We start from the raw sequence: 16,688 nt of genomic DNA on the forward strand, positions 1-16,688 counted from the left end.
CATAAGGATTATAATACAATGAAAATCCTACTCACAGGCGGTGCAGGCTTTATCGGTTCTGCAGTTATTCACCATTTAATCAACGACACCGACCACAGCGTTTTAAACGTAGATAAACTCCCTATGCAGGCAATTTAGAATCGCTCATCAGTGTGGCGGACAATCCACGCTATCAATTTAGTCAAACTGACATTTGCAATCAAGCCGAAATTAAACTTTTGTTTAATGAATTTACCCCTGACATTGTCATGCACCTAGTGGCAGAGAGTCATGTAGACCGCTCTATTACAGGCTCTCGTGAGTTCATTGAAACCAACATCATCGGCACTTACACCCTACTGGAAGTGGCTCGCACCTATTATGCCAAGTTGTCGGACGATAAAAAGGCAACTTTCCGCTTTCACCACATTTCTACCGATGAAGTGTATGGCGATTTGCACGGCACGGACAATTTATTCACCGAAACCACGCCTTACGCCCCCAAGCTCGCCCTATTCGGCAAGTAAAGCCAGCTCCGACCATTTGGTGCGTGCATGGCACAGAACCTATGGCTTGCCTATGGTGATTACCAATTGTTCAAACAATTACGATCCGTATCATTTCCCAGAAAAACTCATTCCACTGATGATTTTAAACGCCCTAAACGGTAAAAACCTGCCTGTTTATGTTAATGGCAAGCAAATCCGAGATTGGCTGTATAAGGCGGTAAACAAGGAATCAGCTGAGATTGCTCTTGATGAGCTTGATAGAGTCTAGGGTGGCAAATACCCCACTGTTATTGCTTCTTGGCGGGATAAGTGGCATTTACTCAGTGCTTATTTCAAATACCCTGAAGCGGTGAGAAAGCCAATCTATACCACGAATGCGGTTGAAGCGGTTCATCGTCAATTCAGAAAAGTTACCAAAACTAAAGGAGCATTTCCTAATGAAACAAGCTTGCTAAAATTACTGTATGTTGGTATGCTAAATGCGTCAGAGAAATGGACGATGCTAATTAATAACTGGGGTCAAACAATGATGCAGTTGTCTATCCATTTCCCTGATCGTTTAGATACTGTGATGAAACTATAATTTAACTGACACAGAGTTTTGAACGCCCTCCTAGCCTTGCATAAAAAAATTCTTAGAAAATATTTGAGTTTAAAAAATCAGTTATATTCCTTATTTTAATATAAAATTAGTTTGAATAAACTGTCTTTATCATATTCTTGTAACATGATTATTTTCCCAAATATTGTTTGACCTTTTTTTCTTTTTCTGAATTGACCCACCAATAATCCAAACCAATCGCATTGGTCGGTAGCTCGCCATGCTCATACTGTTGCCAATGGGCGATGGTATCATACGGCTTGCCATAAGTCGGTATCATATAAAACCCCGCTCGCAACAATCGGTCTAACACCTTGCTATACAAAATAATCTCATCACGATTTTGCGATTTGATAAGTTTGTCAATCACCGTATCAATCACAGGATTTTTGATACCTGCGGAATTTTGGTTGCCCTGCTCGTCCGCCGACTGACTACCCCACATATAGCTTTGCTCCGCCCCCGGTGATGTGCTTTGTGCAAAAATATCCACAATCATATCATAATCAAACTTGCGAACTCGCTCCAAATACTGCGGTGCATCCACACCACGAATATTCACATCAAAGCCCAAACGCTGTAACTGTCGCACATAGGGCAAAATAATGCGGTTTTGCTGGTCGCCTGTTAATAAAATTTCAAATTTGGCAGGTGTGCCATTGGGCTGAAATAATTTGCCATTTTGATAATAAAATTTGGCTTGTAATAATAATTCTCTGGCTTTGAGCAGATTTTCACGATTAAAACCATCGCCTTGACTTTTTGGAGCTTGCCAATTGGATAACGTAAATTGTCGTTGAATGGGTTCAAGTTTTGACAATAATGGCGTTAAAACTGCCATTTCATCGGCATTTGGCGTACCTGTCGCCTGTAATTCTGAGCCATGAAAAAAACTTTGCAAACGTTCATATTGTCCATAAAACATAGATTTGTTTAACCATTCAAAATCATACGCCAATGTCAAAGCCTGCCTTACACGAATATCTTGAAAAATGGCTCGGCGATTGTTCATCACCAAGGCTTGCATCGGCACAGGATTTTTGTTGGTGATTTTTTCTTTGACCACCATCTGATTTTTCACCGCAGGAAAGTCATAACCTGTCGCCCACGTTCTGGCTTTATTTTCTGGGCGAAACTGATACTCGCCAGCCTTAAAACCTTCAAAAGCAATCTCTTGACTTTGATAATACACAAATTTTATCGTATCAAAATTAAAACGCCCCACATTTGCCATCACACCAGCATCGCTTTTTGCCCCCCAATAGTTTGGGTCTCTCACATAACTGACGTTACGCCCTGCTTCAATCTGACCGATTTTGTACGCACCGCTGCCCATTAGAGGTGTTAAAGATACTTTTTCAAAATTTTCATCAATGCTTTTTTTAGACCAAATCGGCATTTGCCCCACGGTCAACAGCAATTCGGCATTGTCCGCCCCATCAAAAATAAATTTGACACGGTGTCTATCCAAGGTTTCAATTCTTTTGACCCCTGATAAATAGCTTCGCATACTCATCGTGCCTTTGGTTAAAATCGCTTCCAGACTGGCTTTAACATCATCAGCCGTTACAGGCGAACCGTCCCAAAAATAGGCTTTGGGATTGACGTGATAAATTACCCAACTTTTATCATTTGGGTCAAAGGTAACTTTTTCGGCAAGTTGTGGATACATGACAAAGCCTTCGGACAGTGAGCCTGTCATCAAGGTATCGTATAAATAAAAGGTGCCTATGGCTGGCGTACCCTTGTCAATCCAAGGGTTCATGCTATTAAACGTACCTTGTGCCGATAGGCTTAACGTGCCACCTTTGGGGGCGTTCGGGTTGGCATACGGCAGATGACTTAATCCTACAAATGTAGGTGTGCTATTATGTCCCAGTGCAGTAACGGTTTGAACGCCTGTTTTTTGCGGTGGTTGTTTTGTTGTGTTTTGGTTGATAAGATTTTGGTTGCTAGAATTTTCGTTGGTTGAATTTTGGTTTGTAAAGATTGGATTGGTTGTGTCGGTTTTTTTATCGGTTTTTGGCGTGGCGACACTTTGGGCAAATAATGGCAAAGACGCACCTGCCACCACAAGGCTGATAATGTATGCTTTTTTTTGCCACACGCCCATAAAAAATCCTTAACGTTTTTGTTTGATTAATTCATTCGCCAGTTTGGTATAAGCATACGCACCTGTAGAATTTTGTTCATAATCAATCACCGACATACCGTGGGCTGGGGCTTCCGCCAAACGCACATTTCTTGGGATAATGGTGTGAAACATGATATCGCCAAAATGCTGTACCAACTCACGAGATACATCATTGGCAAGCGTATTTCTTGGGTCAAACATGGTACGCAACACGCCACGAATGTGCAAATTTGGGTTTAATTCTTTTAATCGCTCAATGGTATTTGACAAATCCGCCAAACCTTCTAAGGCAAAATACTCGCATTGCATCGGAATAATCACACCGCTGGTCGCATACATGGCATTAATCGTTAATAAACTCAAACTTGGGGCACAGTCAATAATCACATAATCATAGGCTTTTTGTGGCTTGCCGTTTTTGTTTGGCAAATCATTTAACGACTGCATGGCAGTATCCAAAATCGCATAATTATTGTCAATTTGGCTCAACGATAAATCAATGCCAGACAGTTCGCCATTTGCCCCCACCACGTCATAACCTGCGTCCGATTTGACAATCGCATCCAGCAATGGCACATCATCAAGCAATACATCGGCAATGCTATATTCTAGTTCACGTTTGTCAATGCCTGATGCGGTGGTGGCGTTGCCCTGTGCGTCAAGGTCAATTAACAACACTTTTTTGCGTTTGTGTGCCAAAGCACTGGCAAGGTTTACAGCGGTGGTAGTTTTGCCAACACCGCCTTTTTGATTGGCAATTGCTAAAATATCCATGAAGTTTCTCTAAAAGTTTATTTAAATATATTTTGCAAATTATGATTTTGTCAAATGAATCAAATGGCGTTCTTCGTCCAAAAATGGCACAGTCAAGCGAATGCTGTCAATTTGCCAATTGGCTTGTAATTGAGCAATTTCGTCTACAGGATTTACGCCTTTCATCGCCCAAAACTCGCCGTTTGGCTTTAATTTATCTTGTCCTAATGCCACAAAATCCAACAAAGACGCAAACGCACGAGAGGTAATAATATCATAAGTTTGCGTGTGCTCTTCTATACGGCTGGCAATCGGATTGACATTTTTTAGTCCCAATTCGCTTGTTATCTGTTTGATAAAACGTACTTTTTTACCATTGCTGTCTAAAGCGGTAACTTGGCGTTCTGGCTGACAAATCGCCACAATCACCGATGGCAAGCCTGCCCCAGTGCCAATATCTAACAAATCACCTGTTGGCAAATGTGGCACAATGCTTAGGCTATCTAAGATATGCTTGATTAAAGCAGGTTCGGCTTGTTTAATCGCTGTCAGATTGTAGGCTTTATTCCAAAACAACAACTGTTGTAAATAATACAATAGTTTATTTTGTTGGATTTCGCTTAAATTTAAATTAAGCTGTTCTAAACCATTTTGCAACTTTGGTAATAATTGTTGATACGAATTGTCAATTTTTAACATTGTTTTTACCAATTATTTTTTACCAATTAAAATACACGATTTAGACCGTTTAACGCCGCTACACGATAGGCTTCCGCCATTGTTGGATAGTTAAAGGTGGTATTAACAAAATATTCTAGCGTGCCATTTAACAACATCACCGCTTGTCCAATGTGAATAATCTCGGAGGCTTGGTTGCCATAGCAGTGAATACCCAAAATTTGTAAGGTTTCACGATGAAACAAGATTTTTAATACACCACTACGCTCGCCAACAATCTGTGCTCTTGCCAAATGTTTAAAAAATGCTTGACCGACTTCGTAAGGCACTTGTTCTGCGGTCAACTCTTTTTCGTTTTTGCCGATACTGGAGATTTCTGGAATGGTATAAATCCCTGTTGGCACGCTACGCACAGGCTGGGCGTTTTCATCGCCGACCATATATGCGGCTGCACAACGCCCTTGGTCATAAGCAGCTGATGCCAATGATGGCCAGCCAATCACATCACCTGCGGCATAAATGTTATCAATGTTGGTTTGATAAAATTCATTGACGCTTAATTGTCCACGTTTGTTGGCTTCTAAACCGATATTTGCCAAGTTTAGGCTATCGGTATTACCTGAACGTCCGTTACACCACAAAATCGCATCGGATTTGATTTTTTTGCCAGATTTTAAATGCAAAATTACACAATCATCAAAAGTTTCTAAATAATCAATTTCTTCGTTATTGCGAATTAACACCCCAAATTGGCGGAAGTCATGCGACAATGCGTCCGAAATTTCGTCATCAAGGTAGCTTAACAGTTGCTCTTGGGTGTTAATCAAATCCACTTTATAACCCAAACCTGTAAAAATAGACGCATATTCACAGCCAATCACGCCTGCCCCATAAATAATAATACGCTGAATGACGTAATCCATCTGCAAAATTTGGTCAGAATCAAACACACGTGGATGGTCAAAGTCCAAAATATCAGGGCGATACGGACGGCTACCCACCGTGATAATGGCTTTGTCAAAAGTGATGTTGCGTTCTGTGCCGTCATTCATGTCAATATGCAGACAATGTTTATCTTTAAAACTCGCCCAGCCATTAATCAAATCAATACGATTACGCTCATAAAAACGGGTGTGCGTATCTACTTGGGCTCGCACCACATCACGGGCTTTGGTCAAAATTTTGTTCAAAGGGATTAAATGATAATCCACGCCTTGATTAAGCACAGGGTCTCGGCGGTTACTGATAATGTTAAACACCGACTGACGCAAAGCTTTACTTGGAATCGTCCCTACGTGAGCACAGTTTCCGCCCACTTGTTTTCGTGGGTCAATCACGGCAACTTTTTGCCCAGATTTGGCAATTTTCATTGCCGCTGCTTCACCAGCAGGACCCGCCCCAATCACAATCGCATCATAGTCATAATTATGCTGGGCATCTTGGCGTTTTTGGCGTTTGATACTGATACGTGTGCTGTCAAGCGGGCTAATCACATCAAAATGTTTTGAGCCATCGTCAAAATGATTGGGCTTGTCATCTTCGCCAATGCTGGCAGTGTTGGCGGTTTTGTCGGATTCGGACAAATCGGCTTTGGTTTTTGGTTGCTCTATTTTGTCTTGTGTGATGTCATCTTTTTTTGACTTTGGCATAACTTTTTCCTTTACTTACAATTAAAACTTTTAAATAATACTTCAATATTTTTACAATAAATTTAACCAATACGGCGTTTTAATCCTGTCATTTGCAAAATGCGTGTGGCAATTTCTTCAATCGACATGGTGGATACGTCAATATTTGGAATACCTTGTGAAATATAAATGCCTTGAATGGCTCGCAATTCTTGTTGGCATTGTTGATAACTGGCATAACGGCTACCTGCACGGCGTTCTTCTCGGATTTTTACCAGACGGTCAATATCAATGACCAAACCAAACAATTTGTCTTTATAAGGTTGCAAGGCTTTTGGCAAAGTATTTTCGTACAAATCATCTTCGGTCAAAGGATAATTTGCCGCACGAATGCCAAACTGCAACGCCAAATACAAAGATGTTGGCGTTTTGCCAGAACGTGAAACACCGACCAAAATAATATCTGCCGCTGCATAATGGTGTGTTCTTGCCCCATCATCATTATCAAGGGCGAAATGCACCGCATCAATGCGTTCTTTATACACTTCTGAATCCACATCACCGTGTGCATTGACGGTATGTGGTGCAGGTGCAACTTGTAATTCATCAGCAATTTTACCGATTAACCCTTCATAAATATCCAAATTAAAAGCGGTCGCCTGATTGATATGTTCACGAATTTTATCATCAACAATGGTATCAAACACCAAAGGCATCATGCCTGTTTTTTGGTACAAAAAATTAATCTGTTGTACCGCTTTGTCGGCTTTTTCAATGCTATCCACATAGGGAATGACATATACTTCAAACGGCACATTGGGAAAACGAGTCAGCATAGACCGTCCAATGGTTTCGGAGGTAATGGCTGTTCCATCAGAAATATAAAAAACCGCTCTGACATTGTCCGCATTGTCATTTAATGCGTGTTTATTTTGAATCGTGGATTTAATAAAGTCCATAAAATATCACTTGTTTCCTATAAAAAAACCGAAAAATAAAAAATGAAAAACAAAATCTTTGGCTATTATACCTAATTTATTGTATAAATTCTAATTATTCAAAAAAATTTGCAAAATAAAATAAAACGCTTTTGTTATCAGCAATTTTTAGGTAAAATAGCATTATCAATTTTTAAAATATCCTTATTTCACGGAGTTATTATATGAACCCACAAGTTATCCCTTTTGAAAAACTTGGTAAAAATGACATTGACAAAGTCGGCGGCAAAAACGCATCGCTTGGCGAAATGATTAGTCATTTGACCGACCTTGGGGTCAGCGTGCCGACTGGTTTTGCCACCACGTCAGAAGCATTTAACAAATTTTTACATGACACAGGCTTAAACGACAAAATTAACCAAGCATTAAAAGGCTTAAACGTTGATGACGTTCACGCCCTTGCCGAAACGGGCAAAAAAATCCGTGAAATGATTATCGCCCAAGAGTTGCCAAAAGATTTGGAACAAGAAATCCGTGATGCATTCGCAACCTTAAGCGAAGGCAAAGACATTGCGGTGGCGGTGCGTTCATCTGCAACTGCCGAAGATTTGCCTGATGCGTCATTTGCAGGTCAGCAAGAAACGTTTTTGAACATTCGTGGCATTGACAATATTTTGGTGGCGATTAAAGAAGTATTTGCGTCACTTTACAATGACCGTGCGATTGCTTACCGTGTGCATAAAGGCTTTGAACACGCTGGCGTTGCCTTGTCAGCAGGTGTTCAACGCATGGTGCGTTCAGAAACTGGCACGTCAGGCGTTATGTTTACCATTGACACCGAAAGCGGATTTAACGATGTAGTCTTTATCACTGCAAGTTACGGTTTGGGCGAAATGGTCGTTCAAGGTGCGGTAAACCCTGATGAATACTACATTTCAAAAACTTTATTAAACAATGGCAAACCTGCCGTTATCCGTAAAAATCTTGGCTCAAAACAACAAAAAATGGTGTATGCCGACAGTTTTTCAGCAGGAAAATCGGTAAAAGTCGTCCCTGTTGATAAAGAAGAGCGTAACCAATTTGCCCTAAGCAATGCCGAATTGACCGAACTTGCCAAACAAGCCTTAATTATTGAAAAACACTACGGTCATGCGATGGACATTGAATGGGCAAAAGATGGCGATAGCAACAAATTATTTATCGTACAAGCTCGCCCAGAAACCGTCAAAAGCCGTGAAAATAGCAACGTCATGGAGCGTTATATCCTAAAAGAAAAAGGTGAAGTTATCTGTGAAGGTCGCTCAATCGGTCAGCGTATCGGTGCAGGTAAAGTGCGTATCGTCAATTCTGTTCACGAAATGGACAAAGTCCAAGACGGCGATGTGTTGGTGTCTGACATGACCGACCCAGATTGGGAACCTGTGATGAAACGTGCATCAGCGATTATCACCAACCGTGGCGGACGTACCTGCCATGCAGCGATTATCGCACGTGAATTGGGTGTGCCTGCGATTGTCGGCTGTGGCAACGCAACTGAACTTTTAACAGATGGTCAAGACGTTACCGTATCATGTGCCGAAGGCGATACAGGCTTTATTTATGAAGGTCAATTGGCCTTTAAAATCCAAAACAATTCTATCGATTCTATGCCAGGGCTTGCCTTTAAAGTCATGATGAACGTGGGTAATCCTGACCGTGCCTTTGGTTTTGCCCAAACCCCAAACAAAGGCATTGGCTTGGCTCGTCTTGAATTTATCATTAACCGCATGATTGGCGTTCACCCCAAAGCCTTGCTAAACATGAACACCCTACCACGAGAAATCGTACAAGCGATTAACGAGCGTATCGCAGGTTACGCAAGTCCTGTTGATTTTTATGTGGATAAACTGGTGGAAGGCATTTCTACCCTTGCTGTCGCTTTCCACGACAAACCTGTTATCGTGCGTATGAGTGATTTTAAATCCAACGAATATGCCAACCTAATCGGCGGAAAACTGTACGAACCTGTAGAAGAAAACCCAATGCTAGGTTTCCGTGGGGCAAGCCGTTATGTATCAGAAAACTTCCGTGATTGCTTTGAATTAGAATGCCGTGCCTTAAAACGTGTGCGTGATGACATGGGTTTAACCAATGTAGAAATCATGATTCCATTTGTGCGTACCACAGGCGAAGCCAAGCGTGTGATTGAGCTACTTGCCGAAAATGGTTTAAAACGTGGTGAAAATGGCTTGCGTATCATTATGATGTGCGAATTGCCAACCAATGCGTTATTGGCGGACGAATTTTTGGAATACTTTGACGGTTTTTCAATCGGCTCAAACGACTTGACCCAATTAACACTAGGGCTTGACCGTGATTCTGAAATCGTATCGCATCTGTTTGATGAACGTGACCCTGCGGTCAAAAAAGTGCTAAAAATGGCGATTGATGCGTGTAATAAAGCTGGCAAATATATCGGTATCTGCGGTCAAGGTCCTTCTGACCACCCTGATTTGGCGTGCTGGTTAATGGAACAAGGTATCACATCAGTATCGCTAAATCCTGACTCGGTACTGGATACTTGGTTCTTTTTGGCAAATGATAAAAATGCGAAAAACGCATAATAGACCTCTTTCCAAACTAACCCAACTCGAAATTATAAATGGCACAAATCAAATTAACCCTTAAGCCAAAGCGTTTTCTGCGATTACGATAACGACAGGCTAGGATTTTAAAACGTTTGATTTTGCCGATAACATGTTCATTGGTTACCCGTTCAGAAGCTAATTCTCGATTGGCTTGTTTGTCAACTTTAGATAGTGGATTAAGCTTGGTTTTCTTTTTTGGGAATTTGCTATTGGCATGGTGTTTGTGTATGCCTTGATAGCCCGAATCTACTTAGATTAAGATACTAGGCTTTATACGCATTTTTGAGTATTGGTAAAGTTTAAAGTCATGGGTTTTACCTTTGCTAAAATGAGTACAAAGTATTTTTTTGCTGTTTTTATCGACAACGATTTGTGCTTTTAAGGTGTGGTGTTTCTTTTACCTGAGTATTGCCTGCGTTGCTTTTTTTGGGTCGCTCACAAGGTACTTCGGTTGCGTCTATCAGTACGGTTTCAAGGTTTGGGTCTTGCCATAAAGCCTTTTTGCTAGGTAGGGCAAAGTCTTTGTGGGCTATCAGTATGCTTTCTACCCATTTGATGGTTTTACAGACAGCACTTTCACTGATACCAAAGTCTTGCCCTAGGTGAAATTGGGTGCGATATTCTCGGTAGTAACTCAAAGTCAGCATGAGCTTGTTTTCTAGGCTGATTTCATTTTTCCTGCCACCTTTTTTGTGTTGTTCGTTGTATGCTTCTTGTAGTATGGTGAGCATATGAGTATAGGTACTTCTTTGGATGCCAAAGTAGCGTTTAAATTGTGCGTCACTGAGTTTTTCTGCTTGTTCGGGTATCATGCTTTTGCTGTTTTTTCTAAAAATCAGTATTATACCAAATCACTATTAAGGTTTGGAAAGAGGTCTAATCATTTATCAAAGTTAAAAAAGTGGGCGTTTGATACGTCCACTTTTTTATTGTATTGCCAATCGTTATAGTCAAAACTTAATTATACCAAGCAACTTTCAATACAATCCTTAAGCGAGTTAAAGTTGCTTAGAGTTAAACGAACTTTTTGCTTGATTACCGCCCACAACTGTTCAATTGGATTGAGTTCAGGCGAGTAAGGTGGTAAATACATCAGCATTATATTGTATTGCTTGGCAATTTTTTGTAAATCGCCACCATAATGAAACCTAGCATTATCCATTATCAAAATACGTTTTGGATACTCACCTTTTTCATCTTTTGGCAAAGATTGACCTAATGTGTGTAACCACCGTCAAAGGTAACAGGGGCGATGATGTTAAAATCATTTAAAAGTAATAATCCAAGCATCAGTTTAAAGCCAATTTTTTTATTGGGTCTGCTTGCTTAAAGTATGTGGTCTTTTTTTTAAATGTCCAGTTTATGCGATGCAGTGTTTGTAAAAAAGCATTATACGAAATACTGACATCAGCATGGTCTTTTAAGTATTGTTTTCTAAGTTGTTTTGCTGTGCCAAACTTTTGAGATTTGACGTAATTTTCAAAGGCGGTGTTACGGTTGATTTCAAAGAATCTGGCTGTTTTGCTTTTGTTGCCTGTCTTTTGCCAGTTGCTGATGGCTTTGTCTCGTAGGTCTTGGTCGTATATTTTGGCATGATATTACTCGTGATAAAATTGATTATTATATTGCAGTTTTAACTATAGTTGAAAGATAAGGCGTGCTATTTGGTGTTCATTTAGGGGTGTTTAGGCGAAAAAGCATTGTATTCTTCGGTAGTTGCTGTCATTTGTTGTGCTGTTGGTAAAGTGCCTTGCTATTTTTTTTAGGTTACTGCTTTGGGCGGTAATGATAGCTATTATCATTAGGCTTAAACAGGTAATTCTTGACTTGTTCATGTTAAGGTTTTGGGTTAAACTAGTTTCTAGTCTGTTAAGGTTTGGCATGGTGGTGGTTCGTGAGAAAAATTGTTATTATGACATGGCTTTAACAGACTTTTTTGTTTTTTTGTTGTGTGCTGAGAAAAATGATATAAAAGTTTAACAATAAAACTGTATTTTACAAACCCAATCAACTTGCAATTTTAACAATCACCCCAAAATACTACAAAAAAGCAAAAAAGAGAACACCATGCAGATTTATTTGGCTCGTAACAACGTCCAAGCAGGACCGTACACCCTTGAACAATTTAACCAAATTTTGGCAACAAACCAACTTTTGCCGAATGATTTAATGTGGCACGAAGGGCTTGCCAACTGGCAAAGCGTGGGCGACACCGTACAAAACCGCACACACTACAACCCAACGGCAACAGACGAACCCGACTACATCATCAACAACACGCCACAGCCTGCCGAACCTGTGCAAGAAGAAAAAAAATCCTCAAGCATATGGGACAAATACAACGCCAACAATCCGCACAAAACCCCAAAAAATAACGAAAAACCAAGCCTTTTTAAAACCGAAAAAAAGGACATGGATATCGCTCACGCTAACAAACAGCTCACCCTTGCCCCGATTGGCAGTCGGATTTTGGCAAAATTGATTGATTTTGGTTTGATGGTATTAGCGTCATCGCCTTTGGTGATTGCGTTGATGAACAGCCCAAGTTTTGACAAAATCAAAACCATGGCAGAGCAAGGCGTAACCCAACTTAGCACCGCTCAACAGATGGAACTTTTGTCAGTTGTGCCACAGCATATTTTGGTTTTGACCAATATTTTGGTTTGGGGAACTTTATTTGCTCAGATGTTATTACTGATGAAGCGTGGACAGACGCTTGGCAAAATGGCTATGGGTATTCGTGTGTTGGATATTAACAGCAATGCCATTCCTAACTTTTTAAATTTGATTGTATTACGCAGTATTTTACCGATCTTAGCATATTCGTTGTCGGCGTTTGGTTTAGCATTTTTGCTGGTGGATTTTGTGTTTATTTTTATGAATGAAGATAGACAAAGTTTGCATGACAAACTGGCAAAAACTTATGTCGTGGTAGCTGATGATACCCAAATCAATCCACTTGAACTCAAGCCAAAAGCCTAATCTATCAATATTTTCAATAAAATTTTGTAGCATGGGTTAGCTGTAAGAACCTCAAGCGTTATTTACACTTTGTTTAAAATAAAACTCCAACCACTCATAAGGAGTAAAGGTTTGAGTTTTGCCAGTAATATCATCTTTTTTAGTTAAAGATGAATGGGGTTTAACGGTATTATAGAAATTAAGAAATCTTGTTAATTCTTGCTTTCTATGTTCACTACCTGTAAATTCACATTGTTCATGCCACATTTCCATGAGCGTACGTATTACTCGTTCTGCTTTACCATTGGTTTGTGGTTTGGCAACTTTGGTGAATTTCTGATTGATGTTGTTATTATAACAGGCTTTGACAAATTCATGGTCTTTTGTGCCTTTATATTCTGTGCCATTGTCAGAATAAATCACCTCAATCGTATAAGGGCAAGGTTTAATAACTTGTTCTGTCAGAAACTTAGCCGCACTAAAAGCTGTTTTGTCTGGCATAATACAAGCATACAGTTCACGAGAATAATCATCAATGGCAACAAACAGATATTCTCTAGGGCTGTTGCTATTTTGTCCTTTGAGCAGTGGTAGGCGTTTTGTATCTACGTGTACCATCTCACCAGGATAGGATTTATTATAACGCTTGGCTTGTTTTTTGAGTTTGTCTTGTATACTCTTTTCAACTTTAGCTAAGCGTTTAATGCCAAATTTCGCTTGTTTAAAGCGATTATTGACACTGGTTTGTGGTTTTAGTAACTTCACTCTGGCAAGTTTCAATACCTTGTAGATTGTTGGTCTTGATACTTTGTATTCTTCAGCAAGTGATGTTACGCTTTGTTTGTTTTGATGATAGGCTATCCAAATAGCTTCTCTTTCAAACGGTAGCAGTCTGGTGTTTTTATGTATGTTCATTTGCAGTATTTTATCCTAAATACTGTAAATAACGCTAGGATATCTTACATCTAATAAGATAACCGCCTGTAGCATTATTTATTTTAACACTATTGATGGTGGTGCTTGCATTAGTGCCACCCAATCTTGATATGTCAGTATAAAGACCTGGCAAGTGTTTTAGATTGTAATCTCCCTGTGTGCCATTTTGGAAACGACTGATGAGATTAGAGCATCTTTGAGTATTAAAGTTAATTGTACAATAATCCTCAAAATGATGAAAGCTTGTTTTATTTAGATTGTCATATTTGGCATTTACTTTATCAATACATTGTTGATTACCAGAACAATTGATAAGGCTAGTTTTCCATGCAGATAATTCTGTATGCGTCAAATAATTCCACTGTGTTTGCCCAACATTGTTAGCAGTACTTGCTGTATCACCGCCAACAGTCGCACCAATGCCTGCTGATAGGGCAAGCAGGGCAGCATCTCTGACTTCTTTGTCAAAGCCTTGTTCTGCCAGATACTCATCAATCTTTGGAATGGCGTAAGCGGTTGTGCCTGCTGATAATCCACCCTGAGCAGTGCCTGTAGCTAGGGCAGTGGCTGCAGTATGCAAAGCAACACGGTAGATACCGCCTTTACTCCATTTATCAATCTCTTTGATGGTATTTTGATACTCATCAAAGGTGATGTCAATATTTTTGTCATTAAGTTCATCTAGGTTTTGAATGAGTTTAAAAGTTTGCTTGTCAGCAAACTCCGCCACTGCTTTCGGTGCTTCTTTGCCAAACTCTGTGGTGATAGTCACCTGAGCATTTAATTCTTTAAGTGCTTGTGCTTGGTTAAAGTCATTGGTATAGGCTATGGACTGATACACAATGATTGATACCTGTCAATCAGCTATTGCATTAATCAGAATGCGGATACAGGGCAAAATCAAACTTACCCAACAAAAGTTTTACCGAATACAACTTGCTCAAGAATATCATGATTCCAACCACAACGCTTAACAATAGACTTAACACTACCCTTGATACCTGAAGACTTAATTAAAGACACCGAAGCCCTTCTAAACAAAGCCATATTCTTAGTAGCTTGTTGCTCACGAATACGACAGCTATCTTCTTTAAAAGTCACATCAAGCACATAATGTAAACTATTTTCAATCGCCCAATGTCGTTTGATAACATAATTAAGCTGTTCTGGATTAATAGATAATGAGCTAATGTAATACGCAGTTTGGGTCGTCTGTTCACCTGTTTTTTTATCATGTCTGATTCTGACAATCTCAATGATACTGTTTAGATTTGTCCATTCTTTAGCATTCTCAATCCAGTCACTAATAGCCAATTGTGTACATTGTCTTGTTTCAATCAGTCCATGCCCTGCATCAATGTTTTCATGATAGCCTTGTTCAATTAAGTTTGGTTCATCTCGGCGTATTTTGTGAAAGTAGGCTTTGACTTCTGCTAGTAGTTTACTTTGAGTGGCTTTTAGCTGTAAGACGTAGTCTCCTTGTTTATCCGTAATGGCTTTGGTTATTTTTTTGTTGCAACTCATGGCATCTGCGGTAATGATTGTGCTTTTGAGTTCTAATATTTCAATTAGTTCAAGTACGCCTTGTATTTCATTTGTTTTGGTTTTTGAGTCTGTTAGTGTTAATGTGATTCCTTCTTCGGTGGCATAGGCACTGATTGAGTGGAGGGCGGTTAGTTTGTCATCACTGTTTTGGTAGCTTTGTTTTAAGGTTTTGCCATCAATGGCGATGATGGTTAGGTCTTGTTGTTCTCTGATACTGTTTATCCAGTTGATGTAGCTGTTTAGTAATGTTTCAGCTTCAATTAGGCTTATTACTCGTTTTATGGTTGAGGCGGATGGGATGCCGTTGTCGTAGCCCAAAAATTTTTTTAGCCATGTTTGTTTTTGTTTGCCAAATTCGCTAATTTCTTCCCAGCCTTCTGCTCCAGATAATATGCCACATAGTGTTAAAAATAGTATGTCTATTAGTCTGTGTTTGATGTTGATGTCTGTTCCTCGGTCTTCGATCTTCGATGATACTGAAATGTTCTATAAAGTGTAAGAACCTCAAGCGTTATTTACACTTTGTTTAAAATAAAACTCCAACCACTCATAAGGAGTAAAGGTTTGAGTTTTGCCAGTAATATCATCTTTTTTAGTTAAAGATGAATGGGGTTTAACGGTATTATAGAAATTAAGAAATCTTGTTAATTCTTGCTTTCTATGTTCACTACCTGTAAATTCACATTGTTCATGCCACATTTCCATGAGCGTACGTATTACTCGTTCTGCTTTACCATTGGTTTGTGGTTTGGCAACTTTGGTGAATTTCTGATTGATGTTGTTATTATAACAGGCTTTGACAAATTCATGGTCTTTTGTGCCTTTATATTCTGTGCCATTGTCAGAATAAATCACCTCAATCGTATAAGGGCAAGGTTTAATAACTTGTTCTGTCAGAAACTTAGCCGCACTAAAAGCTGTTTTGTCTGGCATAATACAAGCATACAGTTCACGAGAATAATCATCAATGGCAACAAACAGATATTCTCTAGGGCTGTTGCTATTTTGTCCTTTGAGCAGTGGTAGGCGTTTTGTATCTACGTGTACCATCTCACCAGGATAGGATTTATTATAACGCTTGGCTTGTTTTTTGAGTTTGTCTTGTATACTCTTTTCAACTTTAGCTAAGCGTTTAATGCCAAATTTCGCTTGTTTAAAGCGATTATTGACACTGGTTTGTGGTTTTAGTAACTTCACTCTGGCAAGTTTCAATACCTTGTAGATTGTTGGTCTTGATACTTTGTATTCTTCAGCAAGTGATGTTACGCTTTGTTTGTTTTGATGATAGGCTATCCAAATAGCTTCTCTTTCAAACGGTAGCAGTCTGGTGTTTTTATGTATGTTCATTTGCAGTATTTTATCCTAAATACTGTAAATAACGCTAGGATATCTTACATAT

The 16,688-nt window shown here is 39.5% G+C and carries 14 protein-coding genes and 2 pseudogenes; 3 read left to right on the top strand and 13 right to left on the bottom strand.

Annotated features, from left to right (window positions below; translation table 11 throughout):
• Nucleotides 1–18: 18 nt before the first annotated feature.
• Nucleotides 19–1,071, top strand: a pseudogene (locus ACGTJS_RS12515) (GDP-mannose 4,6-dehydratase).
• Between the two features lie 148 nt (nt 1,072–1,219).
• Here the strand turns inward: ACGTJS_RS12515 and ACGTJS_RS12520 are convergent.
• From ACGTJS_RS12520 to ACGTJS_RS12540, 5 genes are all read right to left on the bottom strand, one after another.
• Nucleotides 1,220–3,202: an extracellular solute-binding protein gene (locus ACGTJS_RS12520; RefSeq protein WP_315043231.1), complete on the bottom strand. Its 1,983-nt coding sequence runs from the start codon at nt 3,200–3,202 to the stop codon at nt 1,220–1,222.
• Nucleotides 3,203–3,211: 9 nt separating this feature from the next.
• On the bottom strand, nt 3,212–3,997 hold the full coding sequence (locus tag ACGTJS_RS12525) for a ParA family protein (RefSeq protein WP_315043230.1): 786 nt from the start codon (nt 3,995–3,997) through the stop codon (nt 3,212–3,214).
• A gap of 39 nt (nt 3,998–4,036) precedes the next feature.
• Nucleotides 4,037–4,675 (bottom strand): 16S rRNA (guanine(527)-N(7))-methyltransferase RsmG, encoded by a 639-nt coding sequence (gene rsmG, locus ACGTJS_RS12530; protein ID WP_315043229.1) that lies wholly within the window; start codon nt 4,673–4,675, stop codon nt 4,037–4,039.
• A gap of 26 nt (nt 4,676–4,701) precedes the next feature.
• Nucleotides 4,702–6,303, bottom strand: coding sequence for a Si-specific NAD(P)(+) transhydrogenase (gene sthA / locus ACGTJS_RS12535; protein ID WP_410472315.1), 1,602 nt, complete (start codon nt 6,301–6,303; stop codon nt 4,702–4,704).
• 62 nt (nt 6,304–6,365) lie between these two features.
• Nucleotides 6,366–7,241, bottom strand: a complete 876-nt coding sequence (locus ACGTJS_RS12540; protein ID WP_410472316.1) for a pyruvate, water dikinase regulatory protein — start codon at nt 7,239–7,241, stop codon at nt 6,366–6,368.
• 203 nt (nt 7,242–7,444) lie between these two features.
• Here ACGTJS_RS12540 and ppsA point away from each other — a divergent pair, with 203 nt between their 5' ends.
• A complete protein-coding gene (gene ppsA / locus ACGTJS_RS12545) occupies nt 7,445–9,823 on the top strand; it encodes a phosphoenolpyruvate synthase (protein WP_410472317.1) in 2,379 nt (792 codons plus the stop codon).
• Nucleotides 9,824–9,839: 16 nt separating this feature from the next.
• Here the strand turns inward: ppsA and ACGTJS_RS12550 are convergent.
• The 4 genes and pseudogenes from ACGTJS_RS12550 to ACGTJS_RS12565 all read right to left on the bottom strand — a co-directional run bounded on the left by ACGTJS_RS12550 (nt 9,840) and on the right by ACGTJS_RS12565 (nt 11,730).
• Nucleotides 9,840–10,659 (bottom strand): annotated as a pseudogene (locus ACGTJS_RS12550) (IS5 family transposase).
• A 149-nt stretch (nt 10,660–10,808) separates the two neighbouring features.
• A complete protein-coding gene (locus ACGTJS_RS12555; RefSeq protein ID WP_410472318.1) occupies nt 10,809–11,054 on the bottom strand; it encodes a transposase in 246 nt (81 codons plus the stop codon).
• A 213-nt stretch (nt 11,055–11,267) separates the two neighbouring features.
• Nucleotides 11,268–11,441, bottom strand: a complete 174-nt coding sequence (locus ACGTJS_RS12560; RefSeq protein ID WP_315044014.1) for a hypothetical protein — start codon at nt 11,439–11,441, stop codon at nt 11,268–11,270.
• Between the two features lie 91 nt (nt 11,442–11,532).
• The gene (locus ACGTJS_RS12565) at nt 11,533–11,730 is read right to left on the bottom strand and encodes a hypothetical protein (protein WP_410472319.1); all 198 of its coding nucleotides are present in this window, start codon (nt 11,728–11,730) and stop codon (nt 11,533–11,535) included.
• A gap of 184 nt (nt 11,731–11,914) precedes the next feature.
• Here ACGTJS_RS12565 and ACGTJS_RS12570 point away from each other — a divergent pair, with 184 nt between their 5' ends.
• On the top strand, nt 11,915–12,829 hold the full coding sequence (locus ACGTJS_RS12570; protein ID WP_315044012.1) for an RDD family protein: 915 nt from the start codon (nt 11,915–11,917) through the stop codon (nt 12,827–12,829).
• Between the two features lie 51 nt (nt 12,830–12,880).
• On the opposite strand, the gene ACGTJS_RS12575 is transcribed toward ACGTJS_RS12570, so the two are convergent.
• The 4 genes from ACGTJS_RS12575 to ACGTJS_RS12590 form a co-directional block, all read right to left on the bottom strand.
• Complete coding sequence (locus ACGTJS_RS12575) at nt 12,881–13,723, bottom strand: integrase core domain-containing protein (protein WP_410472002.1); 843 nt, start codon at nt 13,721–13,723, stop codon at nt 12,881–12,883.
• A gap of 34 nt (nt 13,724–13,757) precedes the next feature.
• The gene (locus ACGTJS_RS12580; protein ID WP_410472320.1) at nt 13,758–14,585 is read right to left on the bottom strand and encodes a hypothetical protein; all 828 of its coding nucleotides are present in this window, start codon (nt 14,583–14,585) and stop codon (nt 13,758–13,760) included.
• Between the two features lie 65 nt (nt 14,586–14,650).
• Entirely contained in the window at nt 14,651–15,772 is a 1,122-nt protein-coding gene (locus ACGTJS_RS12585) for an ISAs1 family transposase (protein WP_410473277.1), read from the bottom strand.
• Nucleotides 15,773–15,793: 21 nt separating this feature from the next.
• Nucleotides 15,794–16,636: an integrase core domain-containing protein gene (locus ACGTJS_RS12590; protein WP_410472002.1), complete on the bottom strand. Its 843-nt coding sequence runs from the start codon at nt 16,634–16,636 to the stop codon at nt 15,794–15,796.
• Nucleotides 16,637–16,688 lie beyond the last annotated feature (52 nt).

Origin of the sequence: Faucicola mancuniensis, assembly GCF_046523945.1 — a bacterium.
In the GTDB taxonomy this organism is placed as follows: domain Bacteria; phylum Pseudomonadota; class Gammaproteobacteria; order Pseudomonadales; family Moraxellaceae; genus Faucicola; species Faucicola mancuniensis.

Bases quoted from the DNA above. Each gene is read 5' to 3' on its own strand.
- ACGTJS_RS12560 (WP_315044014.1), bottom strand. From the start codon at position 11,441: ATGCCAAAATATACGACCAAGACCTACGAGACAAAGCCATCAGCAACT.
- sthA (WP_410472315.1), bottom strand. From the start codon at position 6,303: ATGCCAAAGTCAAAAAAAGATGACATCACACAAGACAAAATAGAGCAA.
- ACGTJS_RS12570 (WP_315044012.1), top strand. From the start codon at position 11,915: ATGCAGATTTATTTGGCTCGTAACAACGTCCAAGCAGGACCGTACACC.
- ACGTJS_RS12565 (WP_410472319.1), bottom strand. From the start codon at position 11,730: ATGCCAAACCTTAACAGACTAGAAACTAGTTTAACCCAAAACCTTAAC.
- ACGTJS_RS12520 (WP_315043231.1), bottom strand. From the start codon at position 3,202: ATGGGCGTGTGGCAAAAAAAAGCATACATTATCAGCCTTGTGGTGGCA.
- ACGTJS_RS12590 (WP_410472002.1), bottom strand. From the start codon at position 16,636: ATGAACATACATAAAAACACCAGACTGCTACCGTTTGAAAGAGAAGCT.
- rsmG (WP_315043229.1), bottom strand. From the start codon at position 4,675: ATGTTAAAAATTGACAATTCGTATCAACAATTATTACCAAAGTTGCAA.
- ACGTJS_RS12525 (WP_315043230.1), bottom strand. From the start codon at position 3,997: ATGGATATTTTAGCAATTGCCAATCAAAAAGGCGGTGTTGGCAAAACT.
- ACGTJS_RS12540 (WP_410472316.1), bottom strand. From the start codon at position 7,241: ATGGACTTTATTAAATCCACGATTCAAAATAAACACGCATTAAATGAC.
- ACGTJS_RS12575 (WP_410472002.1), bottom strand. From the start codon at position 13,723: ATGAACATACATAAAAACACCAGACTGCTACCGTTTGAAAGAGAAGCT.
- ppsA (WP_410472317.1), top strand. From the start codon at position 7,445: ATGAACCCACAAGTTATCCCTTTTGAAAAACTTGGTAAAAATGACATT.